The organism is Acinetobacter sp. P1(2025) (assembly GCF_051390655.1).
Taxonomy (GTDB): domain Bacteria; phylum Pseudomonadota; class Gammaproteobacteria; order Pseudomonadales; family Moraxellaceae; genus Acinetobacter; species Acinetobacter junii.
The window spans coordinates 26580-46283 of the sequence record NZ_JBPKBJ010000027.1; the positions used below are offsets into that span (position 1 = coordinate 26580).

General features: G+C 40.7%; 20 protein-coding genes and 1 riboswitch. Of the genes, 5 read left to right on the forward strand and 15 right to left on the reverse strand.

Annotated elements, in window-relative coordinates; genetic code table 11:
- Nucleotides 1-46: 46 nt before the first annotated feature.
- The 5 genes from ACSC97_RS08630 to ACSC97_RS08650 form a co-directional block, all read right to left on the reverse strand.
- On the reverse strand, nt 47-625 hold the full coding sequence (locus ACSC97_RS08630; protein WP_004951316.1) for a TMEM165/GDT1 family protein: 579 nt from the start codon (nt 623-625) through the stop codon (nt 47-49).
- Between the two features lie 83 nt (nt 626-708).
- Nucleotides 709-850, reverse strand: a riboswitch (yybP-ykoY riboswitch).
- 34 nt (nt 851-884) lie between these two features.
- Nucleotides 885-1172 (reverse strand): hypothetical protein, encoded by a 288-nt coding sequence (locus ACSC97_RS08635; RefSeq protein WP_004951312.1) that lies wholly within the window; start codon nt 1170-1172, stop codon nt 885-887.
- 133 nt (nt 1173-1305) lie between these two features.
- Nucleotides 1306-3270: a 2-oxo acid dehydrogenase subunit E2 gene (locus ACSC97_RS08640; RefSeq protein WP_436660448.1), complete on the reverse strand. Its 1965-nt coding sequence runs from the start codon at nt 3268-3270 to the stop codon at nt 1306-1308.
- A gap of 2 nt (nt 3271-3272) precedes the next feature.
- Nucleotides 3273-5990 carry a pyruvate dehydrogenase (acetyl-transferring), homodimeric type gene (aceE, locus tag ACSC97_RS08645; RefSeq protein WP_004964934.1) on the reverse strand — a complete coding sequence of 906 codons (2718 nt, stop codon included), beginning with the start codon at nt 5988-5990 and terminating at the stop codon, nt 3273-3275.
- 203 nt (nt 5991-6193) lie between these two features.
- Nucleotides 6194-6901, reverse strand: a complete 708-nt coding sequence (locus ACSC97_RS08650; RefSeq protein WP_004909910.1) for a M23 family metallopeptidase — start codon at nt 6899-6901, stop codon at nt 6194-6196.
- Between the two features lie 107 nt (nt 6902-7008).
- Here ACSC97_RS08650 and ACSC97_RS08655 point away from each other — a divergent pair, with 107 nt between their 5' ends.
- Complete coding sequence (locus tag ACSC97_RS08655) at nt 7009-7449, forward strand: hypothetical protein (RefSeq protein ID WP_004951302.1); 441 nt, start codon at nt 7009-7011, stop codon at nt 7447-7449.
- A gap of 98 nt (nt 7450-7547) precedes the next feature.
- Here ACSC97_RS08655 and lpxC read toward each other — a convergent pair whose 3' ends face one another.
- The 9 genes from lpxC to ACSC97_RS08700 all read right to left on the reverse strand — a co-directional run bounded on the left by lpxC (nt 7548) and on the right by ACSC97_RS08700 (nt 17575).
- Nucleotides 7548-8450: a UDP-3-O-acyl-N-acetylglucosamine deacetylase gene (gene lpxC, locus ACSC97_RS08660; RefSeq protein WP_436660451.1), complete on the reverse strand. Its 903-nt coding sequence runs from the start codon at nt 8448-8450 to the stop codon at nt 7548-7550.
- 111 nt (nt 8451-8561) lie between these two features.
- Nucleotides 8562-9743, reverse strand: a complete 1182-nt coding sequence (gene ftsZ / locus ACSC97_RS08665; RefSeq protein ID WP_004909919.1) for a cell division protein FtsZ — start codon at nt 9741-9743, stop codon at nt 8562-8564.
- Nucleotides 9744-9909: 166 nt separating this feature from the next.
- On the reverse strand, nt 9910-11172 hold the full coding sequence (ftsA, locus tag ACSC97_RS08670; protein WP_004909921.1) for a cell division protein FtsA: 1263 nt from the start codon (nt 11170-11172) through the stop codon (nt 9910-9912).
- 65 nt (nt 11173-11237) lie between these two features.
- The gene (locus ACSC97_RS08675; RefSeq protein ID WP_004951291.1) at nt 11238-12095 is read right to left on the reverse strand and encodes a cell division protein FtsQ/DivIB; all 858 of its coding nucleotides are present in this window, start codon (nt 12093-12095) and stop codon (nt 11238-11240) included.
- A 6-nt stretch (nt 12096-12101) separates the two neighbouring features.
- Nucleotides 12102-13028 (reverse strand): D-alanine--D-alanine ligase, encoded by a 927-nt coding sequence (locus tag ACSC97_RS08680; protein WP_436660454.1) that lies wholly within the window; start codon nt 13026-13028, stop codon nt 12102-12104.
- Between the two features lie 110 nt (nt 13029-13138).
- Nucleotides 13139-14584 carry a UDP-N-acetylmuramate--L-alanine ligase gene (murC, locus tag ACSC97_RS08685; RefSeq protein WP_004951289.1) on the reverse strand — a complete coding sequence of 482 codons (1446 nt, stop codon included), beginning with the start codon at nt 14582-14584 and terminating at the stop codon, nt 13139-13141.
- A gap of 13 nt (nt 14585-14597) precedes the next feature.
- Entirely contained in the window at nt 14598-15695 is a 1098-nt protein-coding gene (gene murG / locus ACSC97_RS08690) for an undecaprenyldiphospho-muramoylpentapeptide beta-N-acetylglucosaminyltransferase (protein WP_005403409.1), read from the reverse strand.
- 229 nt (nt 15696-15924) lie between these two features.
- Nucleotides 15925-16869, reverse strand: a complete 945-nt coding sequence (gshB, locus tag ACSC97_RS08695; RefSeq protein ID WP_436660457.1) for a glutathione synthase — start codon at nt 16867-16869, stop codon at nt 15925-15927.
- A 223-nt stretch (nt 16870-17092) separates the two neighbouring features.
- Nucleotides 17093-17575: a glutathione peroxidase gene (locus tag ACSC97_RS08700; RefSeq protein WP_004951282.1), complete on the reverse strand. Its 483-nt coding sequence runs from the start codon at nt 17573-17575 to the stop codon at nt 17093-17095.
- 179 nt (nt 17576-17754) lie between these two features.
- Between ACSC97_RS08700 and ACSC97_RS08705 the strand changes: the two genes are divergently transcribed.
- The 4 genes from ACSC97_RS08705 to ACSC97_RS08720 all read left to right on the forward strand — a co-directional run bounded on the left by ACSC97_RS08705 (nt 17755) and on the right by ACSC97_RS08720 (nt 19389).
- Nucleotides 17755-18207 carry a MarR family winged helix-turn-helix transcriptional regulator gene (locus tag ACSC97_RS08705; protein ID WP_168154616.1) on the forward strand — a complete coding sequence of 151 codons (453 nt, stop codon included), beginning with the start codon at nt 17755-17757 and terminating at the stop codon, nt 18205-18207.
- The gene (locus ACSC97_RS08710; RefSeq protein ID WP_168154617.1) at nt 18208-18405 is read left to right on the forward strand and encodes a DUF3565 domain-containing protein; all 198 of its coding nucleotides are present in this window, start codon (nt 18208-18210) and stop codon (nt 18403-18405) included.
- A 452-nt stretch (nt 18406-18857) separates the two neighbouring features.
- Nucleotides 18858-19073, forward strand: a complete 216-nt coding sequence (locus tag ACSC97_RS08715) for a cold-shock protein (RefSeq protein WP_004951274.1) — start codon at nt 18858-18860, stop codon at nt 19071-19073.
- Nucleotides 19074-19161: 88 nt separating this feature from the next.
- Complete coding sequence (locus tag ACSC97_RS08720; RefSeq protein ID WP_436660460.1) at nt 19162-19389, forward strand: hypothetical protein; 228 nt, start codon at nt 19162-19164, stop codon at nt 19387-19389.
- 144 nt (nt 19390-19533) lie between these two features.
- On the opposite strand, the gene ACSC97_RS08725 is transcribed toward ACSC97_RS08720, so the two are convergent.
- A partial coding sequence (locus ACSC97_RS08725) for a transposase (RefSeq protein WP_368572166.1) occupies nt 19534-19704 on the reverse strand: 171 nt, incomplete at its 5' end.

Consider the following 19704-nt stretch of genomic DNA (forward strand, 5'->3'; position numbering starts at 1 on the left):
CATAAAAAATGCACCTGCTCAACAACAGGTGCATGTTTGAATAAGATTAAGCAAAATAATAATGTTGAACTAAAGTTGAAATACCTACCACCAAGAAAATCGCTGCACCAATTTTATGGATCAAAGAGATTGGTAATTTATCAGCCAACTTATTACCAATAAATACTGCTGGGGCATTTGCAAGCATCATTCCAACAGTAGTACCACACATGACCCAAAATACACTGTCAAATCGTGCAGCTAAGGCAACAGTTGCAATTTGGGTTTTATCACCGATTTCGGCCAAGAAAAATAGAATAAAGGTCGCACCAAATACTCCAAATCTCTGCCATTTATTGATGCTTTCTGTTTCATCACCAAGTTCATCAGGGATCAACATCCAGATCGCCATCCCGATAAAACCAAGTGCAAGTATCCAAATCAAAATTTCAGGACTGAGAACAGTCGTAATCCATTGACCAAAAACAGCAGAAATACCGTGGTTAATCGTGGTTGCTAATAAAATTGCGATGAGGATTGGAACAGGTTTTCGGAAACGTGCTGCTAACAATAAAGCGAGTAATTGTGTCTTATCACCCATTTCAGCAAGGGCAACGATCGAAGTAGAGATGAGAAATTCATACATAATTGAATGCTCTGGCTAGCAATATATACCGATGATCTACCCCTCCTGCTAGCCAAAATCAATTAGATTGATGCAGAGTGATAAATCAAAGGTCTTGCCAACAAAAGCACAGCTAAATAGCTGTTCTTGGTTCTTTGCTATGATGACCATGTTCTGTTGAACAATTATGTTGATCATCACCTCTTTACTTTGCGTAAAGAGCGGCTACTCCCCAATGAAGTGTTTTAATTCTATCAAAGAACTTTATTGTTTTGAATCTTTAAGTCCAAAATTTTTGGTAACTCCACATTAACAATCGAACCAGACCTAATAGCAGAGCTAAATAAACACTTATACCAACAAAACTAAATCCACCCCAGCCACTGCTCGTATTTAAATTTTGTGCCTGATATTCCATCGCCATCACAATGGTTGCGACTAATAATTCAATCCCCATCACAATATAAAGCACCCACTCTGATGGAAAATGCAGAAAGCTCACCCATAATCCCATAAGCACAGAAACTACCAGCAATAATGGCAACATGACTCTATAAATCGCAAACATTTCTCCACCTCAAATTCAGTGCTTGATTCCCTCATTGCTCATTTTCAAATTGATAGCAAATAAAGTAGCTTTTTTCTATATTCAATAAAAAGAAAACCCCGCCTGAGCGAGGTATTCTTAAATCAATTATTCGTTAGAGCAATAAACTACGAATATCTTTTAATAGCTTGGTCAATTTATTGGTAAAGCGTGCCGCATCAGCCCCATTAATAACTCGATGATCATATGACAACGATAATGGCAACATTAAACGTGGATCAAAATCTTTACCATTCCATACAGGTTGCATGGTTGCTGGAGAGATACCCAAAATTGCGACTTGAGGCCAGTTCACTAAAGGCGTAAATGCAGTTCCTCCGATACTTCCTAAGCTCGTAATGGTAAAGTTGGCACCTTGCAAATCTTTCGGTGATAACTTACGATCACGCGCTTTTTGACTGAGTTCAGCCAGTTCCATCGCGATTTGCTTAATGGATTTTTGGTCAGGATTACGCAGTACAGGAACTGTTAAGCCATCAGGTGTAGCGACTGCGATACCCATATGAATTTCGTTACGCAACAACACTGACTTTTGATCATCTGCCAAATGACCCGCGAAATAAGGTTCTTCTTTTAACAAGTGAGCAACCGCTTTCGCGATAAACGCTAAAATAGTTAAGCTAATTCCTTGTTTTTTGAACCCATCTTTCAGTTCGCCACGCCATGCTTCAAGCTCTGTAATATCAGCCAAGTCAAACTGCGTTACTTGTGGTATGAAGTTATTCAATGACAATTGCGGAACAGAGACCTGTTGCAAACGTGTCATTGCTTTTACTTCGCCACCACCGAAGGCAGTGAAATCAGGTAATGATGGCAAGCCTGAAGCGACAGGTGCAGCCTGTGTACTAGGAGCAGCTTGTGGTGCAGTTAAACGCGTTTTTACATAAGCAAAAACATCGTCTTTCATCACACGACCGTGTTCGCCAGAGGCTTTCACTTGACCAAGGACTACTCCGAGTTCACGCGCCAATTTACGTACCGCTGGACCCGCATAAACTTTGGCATTGTCAGCTTCTTGCTCTTTGGTCAGCTTCTCAGCTTGCGCTGGCGCACTCGTTGCTGCTGTCGCTACCGCCTGTGGTTTTGTTGGTGCAGCTTCAGTAGCTGTTGGTTGCTTTGCAGCTGGTTGAGTTTTTGGTGCTACTTGAGCAGCAGCCTGACCACTCACCTCTATCGTTGCCAAAGCCATGCCTTGACGAACTTCTTGATTGGCTGAAACATGGATTGCTCTCACAATCCCTGCAACCGAGCTTGGAACTTCAACAGATGCCTTATCTGACTCAACCACGCATAAGCTTTGTTGAGCTTCAACGCGATCACCAACATTGACCAAAATTTCTGAAACCAATGCTTTTTCTACACCTAGATCAGGTACTTCAATTTCAACATTACCTGTTGAGCTATTAGTTGCAGCTGAGGCTTCTGTAGTTGCTACTGTTTGAGCTGGAGCTGCTTGCGGTTCAGATGGTACTACAGCACTTGCGGTCTTGACCTGAATCAATACCACTCCTTCCTTAATGCTGTCGCCCTCTTTGATTTGAATCGCTTCAACTACGCCTGCAACTGAACTCGGAACTTCGACCGTTGCCTTATCTGACTCAACAACGACAATACTTTGTTCAGCTTCAATTTCATCGCCAACTTTTACAAGAACTTCGGCAACCAAAGCTTTTTCAACACCAATATCTGGAACTTTTACATCCACAACTTGCGTCGAAGTCGCAGATTGGTTAACGACAAGTGCAGATGGGGTTTCAATCTGTTCAGATTGAGTTTCTACCTTCGGAGTTTCAACTTGAGCTGTTTCGACAACACGACTTTCCGTTGCTTGAGATTCTGCTTCCAGTTCAACTAAAGCAACACCTTCAGTAACTTCATCGCCTTGTTTAACCAAAATACTTTTCACGATCCCTGCAGCAGTACTTGGAACTTCTACTGTCGCTTTATCAGACTCTAGAACTAGAAGGCTATCTTCTACAGCGACTCGATCACCTACTTTTACCAAAATTTCGGCGACTAACGCTTTATCAACGCCAATATCAGGTGCTTGGATTTGCATGATTAGTTCCCCTCACCTGTTTGGTTTTCGTGATATTCAGCCACAGCTTGCACTTGTGGGTGCGCCTGTGGTGCCCATGCAACTGGACGATCTGTATCTAACTCAAATGATGAGATTGCGTCTTTTACTAAACGGTTTTCCACTTCACCTTCGTCGGCTAATTTTTTCAAAGTCGCAACCACGATATGTGCCGCATCAACTCCGAAATAGCTACGCAAATTAGCACGAGTATCTGAGCGACCATAACCATCTGTCCCCAAAGTGACATATGGACGATTGTCTGGTAAATATGCTCGGATTTGCTCACTATAAACGCGCATGTGATCCGTAGCTGAAACTACAATACCGTCAGTGTCACGTAATTGTTGAGATACCCAAGATTCTTTTGCTGTCTCAGTCAAAGGATGTAAACGATTATATTCGTCACATGCCATACCATCACGTGCTAGCTCGTTGAAACTCGTCACACTCCAGACATTTGAATGAATCTGATATTCATCACGAAGTATTTTTGCTGCTTTGATCACTTCACGTAAAATGACACCCGAGCCTAATAGTTGAACCGTTGCTTGCTCATCTTTCTGCAACAAATACATACCACGCTTAATGCCTTCTTCTGCACCTTCAGGCATTTCAGGATGTTCGTAGTTTTCGTTCATCACTGTTAAATAATAGAACACACGCTCTTGATCTTGATACATGCGTTTCAAGCCATCATGCACAATCACCGCAAGTTCATAACCAAAACAAGGATCATAAGAAACACAGTTTGGAATCGTACCTGCCAAGATATGAGAATGACCATCTTGGTGTTGTAGACCTTCACCATTTAAGGTGGTACGTCCAGCAGTTGCACCTAACAAGAAGCCTTGCGCTTGTGCATCACCTGCCGCCCATGCGATATCCCCAATACGTTGGAAACCAAACATTGAGTAATACATGTACATCGGAATCATTGGTAAGTTATTGGTTGAATAACTAGTCCCTAACGCAGCCCAAGCACTCATCGCACCAGCTTCGTTAATCCCTTCTTGCAACATATGACCATCTTTCGCTTCACGATAATTCATGAGCTGTTCATTGTCTTCAGGGGTATATTTTTGTCCGTGTGCGGCATAAATCCCGAGTTGGCGGAACATACCTTCCAAGCCGAATGTACGAGCTTCATCTGGAACGATTGGGACAACATGATCTTTGATAGCTTTTTCTTTTAACAAAGCTGAGATCAAACGTACCATCAACATCGTCGTTGATTGCTCTTTTCCACCGCTGCCTTTTAATACGGCATCAAAAACTGACAGTTCAGGTATTGGCAAAGAAGTACTTTCCTTACGACGTGCAGGTAGGTAACCACCTAACGCTTCACGACGTGCTTTCATGTACTTCATTTCTGGAGAGTTTTCACTTGGGCGATAGAACGGAAGCTCTTCTAACTTGTCATCTGTAAATGGCAGATTAAAACGGTCACGTACATATTTCAAAGAGTCGATCTGCATTTTTTTGATTTGGTGCGTTTTGTTCACCGCTTCAATTTCTTCAGACAATCCGTAACCTTTAACTGTTTTCGCAAGAATAACGGTCGGTTGACCTTTGGCTTTCATTGCTTCTGCATAAGCAGCAAAAACCTTGTACGGGTCATGACCACCACGGTTCAGATTATCGATATCTTCATCGCTTAAATCTTTTACCAATTCCGCAGCTTCTGGGTACTTGCCAAAGAATTTCTCACGCGTATACGCACCACCTTTCACTTGATAGCGTTGGTACTCACCATCAACTGTTTCTTCCATGACCGCTTTTAAAGCGCCTGAAGTATCTTGAGCAAGTAGTGGATCCCAATGACGACCCCAAACTACTTTAATGACACGCCAGCCTGCACCACGGAATAAAGATTCTAATTCTTGAATAATTTTACCGTTACCACGCACAGGACCATCGAGGCGCTGTAAATTACAATTCACGACCCAAATCAGGTTATCAAGCTTTTCACGCCCCGCAAGTGAAATTGCACCAGTACTTTCTGGCTCATCCATCTCACCATCGCCAAGATATGCCCAGACTTTACGATTTTCTTCTTTGATCAAACCACGATTCATCAAGTACTTTTGAATATGAGCTTGATAAATTGACATGATTGGACCAAGACCCATCGATACGGTAGGGAATTGCCAATAGTCAGGCATCAAATATGGATGAGGGTAACTTGGGAGACCATTACCACCCACTTCACGACGGAAATTATTAAGTTGCTCTTCATTCAAACGTCCTTCCAAGAAAGAACGCGCATAAATACCAGGTGCACAGTGACCTTGGTAGTAAATCATGTCGCCACCAAAATTATCAGAGGCAGCGCGGAAGAAATGGTTAAAACCAACATCATATAACGTCGCAGAAGATGCGAAACTTGCAAGGTGACCACCTAAGTCATCACCTGTTTTGTTTGCACGTAAAACCATTGCAAGTGCATTCCAACGAATCAAGGCACGAATACGTCGCTCCATGTCTTGATCGCCTGGCATTGCTGGTTGTTCTTCAACTGAGATCGTGTTGAGATAAGGTGTATTTAAGCGTTGGATCGGCACATGTTTTGCAATCGCACGTTGATATAGTTTTTCTAGTAAGAAAGCAGCACGTTCTGTGCCCATGTGTTGTAATACTGAATCAAATGCTTCTTGCCATTCCTGGGTTTCTTGCGCGTCAGAGTCGCCATAAAACGCCATACAATTCACCTTTTCCCTTAAGTTATTTTGACGTTCTATTTTTATCATGTTTTGGCTTCATAAAGGTATCGCCCCAAATGAATACAAAATGCCTTAATATTTTCTCACTAAATAGTCATTGACCTAAATAAAACAAAAGACATAAAAAATCGCCAATAATGGCGATTTTCTCAGAATTAATATACAAATGTTATACAAATGACTTAAGGCAACATCGCTAAGTATGTTGATGGGTTTTTACGCTGACCATCTTTCACAACTTCAAAATGTAAATGTGGACCAGTACAACGACCAGTACAACCTACATTTGCAATGTGTTCACCTGCACTCACTCGATCACCAGCATTTACGATTAAACGCGAAGCATGAGCGTAGCGTGTGATATATCCATTGCCATGATCAATTTCAACGTATTGACCATAACCTGAACCCCAACCAGATTTTGTTACAACGCCAGGACCGGTTGCATAAATCGGAGTTCCAGATGGTGCTGAAAGATCAATACCTGAATGGTGACGAGTAGAACCGAGTAAAGTACGAGTTCCCCAAGATGAACTTACACGCCCTTCTTCCAAAGGATGGCTCACTAACCAAGAATAACCCGTATTTGATGAAAATGATGATGTAGATTTTTCTTTTGGAGTAGAAATTGCCGAACGGCCATATTTCTTTTCAATCATTGCATTGTTTAGTTCAATCGTCTTTTCACGCAACTGAACAGATACATTTGAAACTGCTGGTAGATCTATATCATCTGGATGATTATAAGAACCTTGAGCAAGTGTTTTTGATAATTCTTCTAAACGGTCATCACCCGTAGTTTGAGTGATATTTTGATAATCTGCAAAGGCAACCGATGCTGCAGAAGCAGCTAATGAAAATGCGAGTAAAATACGACGCGTATGATGCATAAAAAACCTCTTGAAACCGTCCTTACTAAAGTTCCTTTATCATCTCTTCCTTGAAATCAGCTGAAGTGAACGCTTAAGATGAACATCTAACCTCGTGGAAAGTTAAAATGTCTGAACCTACAAACGTCTTTCAACAGAAAGGACAACACATAAAAACAGGAAACTTAACGTTTCTGACTACGCAAGTCACACAATGGAAACAACTTACGAAAATTATTCAACCATTATTGCCCCAACCAGAACAATGGCAGGTTGTTTGTTATCAACATGGCGTTTTGACCATAACAGGTGAAAATCAAGCAATGATTAGTCAGCTCAGTTATTTACAAAGTCACTATGTTGCGCAGTTAGCTCAGCTTGAAGGTCTCAGAGATTTAAGAAAAATCCAAGTCCGTTTAAGAAATAAGACCGTGGTTTCTCAACAAGTCTCTCCCCCGCCTCAAGCACTTTCTTCAGAGACAAAGGAGCTATTACGCAGTGCCGCTGAATATGTGAGCGACCCTAAGCTTAGCCAAGCTTTACTACGTTTGGCAAGCAATAAAAAGTAAAGTACCGATATTGACGATCGAAACACTCAATCAAATAATGAGAACCACATCACAATTTTAATTGTTATAATATAACATACACAATATAAGACAATGACTTATGTCACACTTACATAAGGAATCGGACATTCATTCTCGTTAATAAATGTTACAATTTCATAGCTGCTTGGATCGTTTTGAACATTGCGAAGAAGCTGATTATTCAGAGCGTGTCCTGACTTATAGCCATCAAATTTCGCAATAATTTGATGCCCTAATAGATATAAATCACCTACTGCGTCTAAAATCTTATGGCGAACAAACTCATCGGCGAAGCGCAGCCCTTCTTCATTGACTACGCCTGTATCATCAACACCAATCGCATTGTCCAAACTTGCACCTAATGCAAGATTGTTGGCTTTTAAATAATCCAAATCTTTCATGAAACCAAAAGTTCGGGCTTCGCTAACTTCATAGACAAAGGTTTCTGTAGAGAAGTCGATACTGACAGATTGATATTCTTTTGCGAAGGCGGGATGATCAAAATCGATCGTAAAATTAAGTTGAAAACCTGAATGAGGGGTAAAAATAGCACGCTTATCCTCAAGCAGCGCTTCTACAGGTTTTAAAATTCGGATAAATTTCTTCGGTGCATTTTGCTCTGCGAGCTCACCTTGCATAAGAAGATAGATAAATGGACCAGCACTACCATCCATGATTGGCACTTCGGATGCAGACACTTCAACGATGAGGTTATCAATCCCCAATCCTGCAATCGCACTCATCACATGCTCAATCGTTCCGACTTTAATGTCTTCTCGAACGAGATTGGAGCACATAAAGGCTTCTTGGATAAGTAAAGCATTTGCTGGAATATCAACTGGCGGATTTAAATCAATACGGCGAAAGACAATACCTCCATCAATATGGTGTGGAACAAAATTAATCAGCACCTTTTGACCACTGTGCAGACCAATACCGCTCGCTTTCACCACACGTTTCAAAGTACGTTGTTTCACCATGCCACGCCAACTTCATTTGCAAAAACCGATATAACTTAGCATATTTTGCCATTTTAAAAAAATAAAAAAGGGGACAATTACTGTCCCCTTTTAGCTAAACATATGATTTTGTTATTTACGCTGTTGATTTTTCAGGTAGTCCTGAATGCTCATCGGCGAAGAACGCGGGGTTGAACTTGGTGCGTTCGCTACTGGTGATTCAGCATTAGTACGCTTGCTAATTGCAGGTACATCATCTTCATCAACTGATTGTTGGGCTGTATGTGCAGTGGCATGATGTGTTGTCGTAACGCGCTTCTTCGCCTCAACTTCACTCGCATTACGAGTCAGACCAGTTGCAATTACAGTCACACGAAGTTCATCACGTGCATCAGGATCAAATACCGTACCGTAGAAGATTTCACCTTCGTCCAAATCAACAATTTGATTGACCACATCGGTAATAATTTCTGTTTCACGTAACGTAATATCATCACCACCAGTAATATTGATCAATACACCTTTGGCGTTAATAATATTCACGTTATCGAGTAATGGGCTACGGATTGCTTGTTCAGCTGCTTGGCGAGCACGGTCTTCACCACGTCCCAAACCTGCACCCATCATTGCATAACCACGTGTGCTCATCGCAGTTTTTAAGTCAGCAAAGTCTAGGTTAATGTGACCACGATTTACCACTAAGTCAAAAATACTGCGAACAGCATTTAACAATACATCATCTGCCTTTTTATAGGCATCTTTCATTGAGATGTCACCATACACGCTGAGTAAGCGTTGATTTGGGATAATAATCAACGAATCTACATGTGCTTCAAGTGCATCGATACCTTTTTCAGCTGATTTTTGACGACGACGACCTTCAAAATTAAAAGGGGTTGTCACAACACCAACGGTCAAAATACCCATTTCCTTAGCTACTTCGGCAACTACAGGTGCTGCACCTGTACCTGTACCACCACCCATACCTGCGGTGACAAAAACCATGTCCGTGCCTTCGAGATGTTGACGAATCACTTCACGGCTTTCTTCAGCAGCAATCTGACCAACCTCTGGATTTGCACCTGCACCTAAACCACGAGTACTTTGCTCACCCAGCTGGATCTTGAATGGAGCATTCATGCTATCTAGGGCTTGCTTATCTGTGTTTGCACAAACAAACTTTACGCCTTTGATGTCTGACTGCACCATGTGTTGAACAGCGTTACCGCCACCACCACCCACGCCAAATACTGTGAAACGGGCTTGACCGTTGCCATCGTCTAGTTCATCTTCTATAAATTCAAATGAGGCCATGACCTTTAGATTTCCTAATATATAAATGGCAGTTACTTCAGCCCGTTACTGCCTTGATTTTTAAAACTACTGATGCCTAGGATGCTGTTCAATATTACTCAGCTTGTCAAGTCCAGTGACTTACTATTACAACTTCCTAACAATTTTTCCCCAAAATACCTACAAGTTAGAAAATCGCCTTAAGCTTGCTATTGAGTGCATTCCAACCATTTGCGACACGATCCATAAAACTCCGATCATTCGCTTCTTCAGGTTCTTCAACAGCATCTTGTAAGTCACTTTGGCTAAACATCAACAACCCTGCCGCTGTCGCATACATTGAACGACGCAATGCAGGTAAGTGCTGATCTTCAGCATAAACTTGCAAAGGCGGATTACCCAAGTGTGCAGATACACCAAGCATACGACGTGCCAAATTCACCATTCCTTCAATTTGACAAGCATCACCTGTGAGTACAACACCATGATATAAACCATGTATTGCACCACTATGTTCTAACTCTTCACGGATAGATGTAAAGATTTCTTCATAACGTGCAATTACAATTTCTGCAAGCTCAATACGACTGATGGTTTGCGTACCATCAATACCTTGAACTTGAATCATATGGTCTGGTTTGACCACACTGATATCGACACAACCATGTAAAATTTTGATGCGTTCGGCTTCTTCAGTTGTAGTCTGTAAAACTGCTGCAATATCACGTGTCACATTTTCACCACCACGCGGTAAAGTACGTGCTAATGCCAAACGTCCATCCAAATAAACCGCAATATTGGTAATACCTGCACCAATATCAACTAAACAAACACCATATTCTTTTTCATCTTTCAGCAAGCTCGACTCGGCTGTTGCAAGACAAGATACCACCATTTTCTCAACACCAATGTTCGCACCTTTCATCGCGCGATCAAGGTTTTGCATAGTGCTGATCGGCATCATCATCAGCTGATAGTGTCCTGTCATGCTATGTGCTGACATATTCACAGGATTTTGTACCCATTCAGCAGAGTCACCTAACTCAAAGCCTAAAGGCACAGCACTTGCCAAATAATAATCAGGGGTCACATGGCTCGCTTTAGCCAACTCTAACGCTCTAACTACTTCATTTGTCGTAATAATATGATCATGATTTGCGACAGGAGTACGACCTGAAGCATAAAAACTTTGTAATTCAGTACTTGGTATCGACACCCACGCGCTATGAATACGACATTCCGCCATATCTTCTGCTTCGGATACTGCATTTTTAATGGCAGCAATCACCTTGTCTAAGCTGACAATCTTGCCTTTAACCATACCTCGGTTGCGAGCAGTTGCCATGCCAATCACTTGGATTTTATCCGGTGCATGGATCTTACCAATCAAAACTGAGACTTTATGAGTCCCAATATCAATCGCAACAACTGAGGGAACAGCTTCACTCATTACTTCAATACCATATCTTTTGTTGTTTATACGGGCAAAACTGCCTGTTATTTTCAAGCCACGTATTATGGCTTTGCCTGAATTGCACCCGCAAGGTTTGTGTCATCAATCGTTACAACTAATTGACCATTGACAATCTTTGGCGGCATTGCATTTTTCCACTGAATGGCCAAGCCATTTCGGTAACGTAAATCAATCGCCGAGATTTTTGACCATACAGGTTTTAAATCCGTTTGTGCCAATTGGCTCAAGCGTTGTAACTTATTCATGGTTTGATCTTGGTCAACAATAATACGTAAACCTGAATCAAACTGCATGAACCATGTCATACGCTCTGTTAAATAAAGCTCTTTTAACCGCAAATTTGCAGGATAAAACAACTGATTAATTTCATTATAGCGACGCATCATCATTTTGGATTGGCTGACTGGACCATGCAAAAGCGGCAAGTTTGGATGTACCTTTGGCACAGCTTCGCTAAAGACATCGCCATTATCACTAAGCAAGCGCCCTGTTCCCCAACGTGCAATCGCATGTCGCGGCATCACCCGCACACGAATTGCATTTGGCCAAGCTCGTGAAACTACCACCCGATCAACCCATGAGACTTGTAACGCCTGATCACGAATTAATTCTAAATCTGAAGTGAAATAATTATCTTTAATTATAGGATTGAGATGTTGAACCAACTGTTGGTTCTCAACTTCTGATTGAGTACCCACCACCTGCAATTGTGCAACAGTTGCATCTGTCATGACTTTATATAAGCCATAAAGACCAACTGCAAGCACGGCAAATGCAACAACAAGAAGCAGCCAACCACCCGCGTTCACCATTTTTTGTTTAGGCGAAGGCGGTTTCTCATGAATAGAGCTGATGGCAGGTCGTGTTTTACGACGCATTGATGCAGGAAGTTGAGCCATGAATAATTAAGCCGACTTTGCTAAAGTTTGCTCTAAAATTGCTAGGCAAAGCTCATCAAAACTATAACCGACCGCTTGTGCAGCTTTAGGTACAAGCGAGTGGCTGGTCATACCAGGTACAGTATTTACCTCTAACAACCAGAAATTGCCTTGCTGATCTTGCATCGCATCAATACGTCCCCAACCTTCTGCACCTACTGCTTGAAATGCACGTAAGCATAGCGCTTGCAAAGACTTTTCTTCAGTTTCACTCAAACCACATGGAATACCATATTGCACATCATCGCGTTGGTATTTCGCTTCATAGTCATAAAATGCGACATCAGCTGGAGGTTGCAAACGAATAACTGGCAACGGTTGACCATTCAGGAAAGAAATCGTAAATTCACGACCCGTAATCCATTTTTCAGCCATGACCACTGCATCGTGTTGAGTCGCTTTCTCGATTGCCGCAGCAAAATCTTCAGCTTTTTCAACTTTACTCATCCCGACACTCGAACCTTCATGTACAGGCTTGATGATCACAGGCAAACCTAGATCTGCTATAACTGAGTTCAAATCAGAATCTTTTGTAATAATGCGGTATGGAGCTGTTGGCAAATCACTTCCTTGCCAAATTTGCTTAGTTTTTACTTTATCCATACCAATCGCAGAGCCTTGAACGCCCGTTCCTGTATATGGAATATTTAACCACTCAAGCACACCTTGAATTTGTCCGTCTTCACCACCACGACCGTGCAATACAATAAATGCACGATCATAGGCAACAAGCTCAGTTACGCTTTTTTCTTGTGGATCAAATGCTTCTGCTTGTACACCTGAACGCAATAAAGCCTCTAATACAGCTTGACCACTGTCTAATGACACAGCACGCTCAGCCGACTTCCCACCAAATAACACAGCAACTTTGCCGAATTTTGCAGCATTTGACACGTTTATATCCTTAAAACTTTTCTAAATTCTCTAAATCTTCCCGCCCCATCTTTATGAAAGAGGGAAACTCCGCCCTTTATTAAAAGAAGGTTGGGAGGAATTTTCTAAAACTATTGGGCATACAAGCGATGCTGAGCCAATTCTACCGAAATTGCACCGACGTTACCCGCACCTTGTGTTAATAACAGGTCATTCGCTTGTAACACTTTTTGCAAAACGTTTGGTAAATTTCCTTCAACAGGATCAACTAAAATCGGCTCAACCTGACCGCGCAAACGAATACTACGCGCAAGAGCACGGCTGTCTGCACCCACAATCGGCTTTTCACCCGCTGGATAAACTTCTAACAATAAAAGTTGATCAACTTGCGAAAGAACATCCACGAAGTCATCAAAGCAATCACGAGTACGACTAAAACGATGTGGTTGGAACATCATGACTAAACGGCGATCTGGATGACTGGCACGCGCTGCTTTAATCGTTGCTTCAACTTCTTTTGGATGATGCCCATAATCATCAACGAGTTTAACAGTGCCTTCACCAACCTCAAATTCACCTTGAACTTGGAAACGACGACCAACACCGCTAAAGCCTTCTAAAGCACGACAAATCGCACCATCAGAAACACCTTCATCTGTCGCAACACCAATCGCCGCAAGTGCATTTAGGACATTGTGTAAACCTGGTTGGTTAATCGTGACACGTAATGGCTCACGATCTTTACGCAATACAGTGAAATGTGAGCGCATACCATCTTGTTCAACGTCAACGGCACGTACATCATTATCTTCATTAAAACCATAGGTCAGTACTGGACGCCCAACACGCGGTAAAATTTCGCGAATATTGGCATCATCACCACATACCACAGCCAAGCCATAGAACGGCAAGTTATGTAGGAATTGAATAAAGGTATCTTTTAATTTATCGAAACTACCTTCATAAGTGTCCATATGATCGGCATCGATGTTGGTCACAATCGCGGCCATTGGCTGCAAATATAAGAATGAAGCATCTGACTCATCCGCTTCTGCCACGATAAAACGGCTTTCACCCAGTGCCGCATTTACCCCTGTACTATTCAGCAATCCACCAATCACGTATGTCGGGTCAAGATTTTCTTCCGCCAACATCGTTGTTAATAAGCTAGTCGTTGTGGTTTTACCATGTGTACCTGCGACTGCAATACCATGACGATAACGCATCAACTCACCAAGCATTTCAGCACGACGTACAATCGGTGTACGTTGTTCAATAGCGGCCTTAATCTCTGGATTTTCAGGATCAATCGCTGTTGAAACAACAAGAACGTTGGCATTTTTAATATTGTCAGCGCTATGTCCAATAAAGACTTTAACGCCATTCGCTTCGAGTTGCGCTGTGGTTTTTGAGGCTTTAATGTCTGAACCTGAAATTTTATAACCTTGGTTGGCTAATACCTCAGCGATACCGCACATCCCCGCACCACCAATACCAACAAAGTGGATGTTTTTAATACGGCGCATTTCAGGCACTTTGATTAGCTTTTTGGCTTGGTTTGGATTTGTAGGTGACATAGATGGACTCGAATTACAATTTTTTAATCAGATCAACCACATGCTGTGTAGCATTTGGTTGTGCTTGTTGACGTGCTTTAACTGCCATTTCAGAAAGTAACTGACGATTGATCAAGCTACTTAGCAGTTTATCTAACACATCAGGTGTCATTTCTGCTTGCTGACAAATCTTAGCCGCACCAACATTTGCTAAAAACTTCGCATTTGCAGTTTGGTGATCATCTACAGCGATCGGTAGTGGAACAAAAACAGCAGCAACCCCTGCTGTCGCAACCTCTGTGACGGTTAACGCACCCGCACGACAGATAATCAAATCTGCTTCACTATACGCCTTTGCCATATCATGAATGAATGGCTGAACATCAACTTTTAGTGTCGCTGGCGCATCTTGATAACGCTCAAGCGTGACATCCTGTTGGTTCTGACCACATTGATGGAATACATTGAGAGGCGCATTTATTTTTTTCAATGCTGCGGGTAGGCGTTCATTCAACGCTTGTGCCCCCAATGACCCTCCCACAATCAAGATGCTAATCGGTTGATGCTCCTGCTCTCGGGTCTGATAACGCCAAGAAGGATTCAAAATCGAACTAATTTCCGCACGTACAGGATTACCTGTGGTGACGACTTTATCACTGTTTGGGAAAGTATTTGGAAATGCCTGACACACGGTTTTGGCAATACGAGCCAATTGGGTGTTGGTAAATCCTGCAATCGCATTTTGCTCATGAATTAATACAGGAATACCTAGTAAACGTGCAGCTAAACCACCTGGCCCTGCGACATAACCACCAAAGCCTGCAACTGCATCAACTTTCAACTGTTTCATGTAGCGCATAGCGCTTAAGGTCGCTTTTAATATTTTAAAAGGTGCGCTGAGTTTACGGACTAAACCATTACCGCGTACACCTTGAATATCAATTTGATAGATTGGAATGTTTTGATCTTTGAGTAAGCGATTTTCCATACCCGATGGTGTCGCTAACCATGAGACTTGGCAACCTTCTTGTTGAAGTTGTTTCGCAACTGCAAGTGCTGGAAAGACATGTCCACCTGTACCAGCGGCCATCATCATGACATGTTTGGGTTTGTTCTGTGGCGAATTGGTCACGGTCTAATTCTTCAACTCAAAAAAGAAGGTTATCGTCTATTGTTTTCGGGAGTTATTTTAATCCTAAAGCTTCATTCACGAAAAGCGAATTTCACCTGTTTACAACAGAAAGCGTAGCTTTTTTCAATTGTTTGCCAAAAACATGGTTCTGTCGACATCTAAATGCCCATTCGCATGTTAATTTTCGCAAAAAACAAATGGGCATTTGGGTCAAAATATAACAGCTCGATTAATTTGAACGACCTGCTTCTAAGACATTGAATAGATCGTCTGCAATCGACGTCCCAAATTGTGCATCAATCTCACGGATACAGGTTGGGCTCGTGACATTAATCTCTGTCACATAATTACCAATCACATCAAGACCGACAAAAACTAAGCCTTTTTCACGCAGGAAAGGACCCACTTTTGCTGCGATCATTTTATCATTTTCAGTGAGTGGACGCGCCTGACCTAGACCACCCGCAGCCAAGTTACCACGCACTTCGCCATTTTGCGGAATACGCGCCAAACAATACGGTACAGGTTCACCGTTCACCATCAAAATACGCTTATCTCCTTCGACGATTTCAGGAATATAACGTTGCGCCATGATTGGACGTGTGCCCATTTCGGTGAGCATTTCTAGAGTTGAACCGATATTTACGCCATCTTGATATAAACGGAAAATCCCCATTCCACCCATTCCATCGAGTGGTTTTACGATCACATCGCCATGTTCTTTAATAAATTCACGAATCAGGCTTTGTTGTGAAGTCACTAAAGTGGGCACTTGAAGTTCTGAGAATTGAGTTGCAAATAATTTTTCATTGCAGTCGCGTAGGGATTGGGGTTTGTTAATAATCCACGCGCCTTCACGTTCTGCTTGTTCCAAAATATAAGTGGTATAGACAAAATTCATGTCAAATGGCGGGTCTTTGCGCATCAACACCACATCGTAGTCAGCCAATGACTCTTTGCGCTTGTCACCCAACTCATAATAATGATCATAATCTTCAAAGACTTTAAGCGGTGCAATCAGACCAAATGCTTTACCTTGATCAATATATAAATCGTGTTGTAATGCATAACCCAATTCATGCCCGCGACGACTTGCCGCCCATAACATTGCCATCGTGGAATCTTTCTTAAGATTTACCGTTTCGATTGGGTCCATCACTACAAGTACACGCATAATTTGACGCTCGTATTTTTAATCTTGGCAAAAAGTATAGCGAAGTTTAGTGATGATGTTTAAACAAGTTATGTAATTCTTAAATCTAAAAAATTCTAATTTATTCAGATCACTAGATTCTATTTATTTTAATAGACGGTTTTCTGAGTGATAAAAATTATAAAATTACTGGCAAATGATTTCATCGCCAGTAATTCGTGCAACATTCGCTTTCAGCGTCGAATTAAGCCAAAAGTTTTTGAATATCTTTGCCAATTTTTTCAGGTTTGGTCGTTGGAGAATAACGTTTAATCACTTCGCCATTTTGATTAATCAAAAACTTGGTGAAATTCCATTTGATGCTTTCACTACCTAAAATACCTTTGGCTTCTGAGGTGAGGTATTTATAAATCGGATGTGCATTTGAACCATTCACATCGACTTTGGCAAACATAGGAAATGACACACCATAGTTGCGTTGACAGAAGCTGCCAATTTCTTCATTGCTTGATGGGTCTTGGTTAGCAAACTGATTACATGGAAAGCCTAAAATCACCAAACCTTGTTGTTGATAGTCTTGATATAGCTTCTCAAGTCCTTCAAATTGTGGGGTTAAGCCACATTGACTTGCAGTGTTCACTACCAATAAAACTTTGCCTTGATAGTCTGCAAGGTTCTTTTGCTCGCCTTCTAAAAGTTCAGCCTGAAAATCATAAATTGTGGTCATACAACATCTCGCTCTGATTCAATCAATCTTATTTGCTTAATAGCTTTGTCTATTTGTTCAGCCATGTGAATTAATATTGCATACAATTATCTTGCATGCAAGTTAATTACGCACAATATACTTTTCCTGTTAACCAAACTATACTGTGAGCTCGCAAAGGTGACCTTGAGGAGTAAAGCATGACTGAATTTTCTTACTTGGATAATCAAGTGTGTTTTGCAATGTATTCCGCGACCAATGCAATGATTCGTCAATATCGTCCCTTACTTCAGGAATACGACCTAACCTATCCTCAATTTATCGTACTGTTGGCTTTGTATGAAAAGGACAATGTGACGTTGTCTGAAATTGGACAAAAGACCTTTTTTGATTCAGGCACGCTGACGCCAATTATTAAAAAACTTGAAGAAAAGCAATTTTTAAAGCGCATTGCGGTAAAAGAAGATGAGCGTATGAAGAAGGTAATCTTGCTGGAAAAAGCAATTGCTGCAAAAGATGAAATTACCTTAATTCCTTTTAAACTCGCCTGCTCTTTAGGTGTTGATCCGAATGATTTGGTGGCAATTCATAATCTATGCCATCGTTTTTTAAAGGGTTTAGAGGATTCTAAACTCGAAAGTTTGAGTGAATAAATGCAACAAGCCATTGTTGGTTTTCATCTCGATGACGAAGGATATTTTGTAGCTGATCTCGCTTGTGGTCATACGCAGCATGTGCGCCATGATCCACCGTGGCAAAATCGCCCTTGGGTGTTGACGGAGCAAGGGCGTAAGGAAAAGTTAGGGGTGATGTTGGAATGTAAGAAGTGTGATGAACTGAGATTTGTGTAACGCCGACTACGTTAAATGTCGAGATATGAACCACATTAAGCTTTACAACAAATATTTTTCTTAATCAGAATTAATCACAGCCAAACTCTATCATTACTTTAAGACCAACTTTGTATAACCCTATGGTTTTTATATATTTAAAAACAGCACTCAATAAATTAAAATACAATTCTATGATTATGGATCTAAATAACCCATTCACAGATCATCATTATTATAATAAATTCAATTATTTATACATATTAATAAGAATAATAAATATATATATAAGTTAATCTTATTTTTTAGTGTATACTCAGCTTAACTAGAAAAAAGTTTTGTCTCGGTAAATCTTCTTGCAGTATCGTAGTTTTAGTAATAATCCTTCGTTTTTTAGATTTTAAGTTTCATTATTTATTATTTTCAAAGTTACAATATTTTAAATAAACCATTAAAAATCAATAGGATATATTATGTCAAACTCAAATACGGTTAAAGGTACTGTAAAGTGGTTCAATGAAACTAAAGGCTTTGGTTTTATTCAACAAGAATCAGGTCCAGATGTTTTTGCTCATTTCAGCGAGATATCGAATTCAGGATTTAAAACCTTATTTGAAGGTCAAATGGTTGAATTCAGTATAGCTCAAGGTCAAAAAGGACCAAATGCTGTAAATATTACAGCCCTCTAATGAATAAAAAATTATAAAAAGTACCAACTCGTACTTTTTATAATTTAAAACTTGTTTTTTTAGATCAAAATTAAAAAAAGGATATCAATTGTTAGAAACACATGATTTGATTGCAAAATCTCCAAATGGTACTGAAATTATAGTTTCATTAATTCCTATAAATAAAATGCAAAGTACGCGTCAAGGTTTAAAAAAAATTGAAGTTGGGAAAAAAGTCCTTTTACAATCAGGTATTGAAGTTGATTTAAACTTAGATGGTCGTACCTTTTATACTTCTTTAAATCAATTATTTAAATTTAATCAAAAGGTTATTTGAATAAAATTAAAACATTGTTTTTTGATTATTTCTAAAAATTTTATAAAGGTGAATAGATGTTAAAGCAAAGTATCAGCGTAAAAGATCAATTTGGTGTTAAACACTTTATTCAAGCAACCGTAAATAATAGACCTCTTGCAAAAATCATTTTTCAACCAACTCCATGTTGTAAATTGCAGCAATTAAATTCAGACGTAAACCCATGCGTTTACGCCTATTTCGATAACGTGTAGCCAGAATTCTAAAGGTCTTTAATTTTCCATTGACGTGTTCAATTCGAATACGACGTTTACTAATTTCCCGATTTATTTGCTT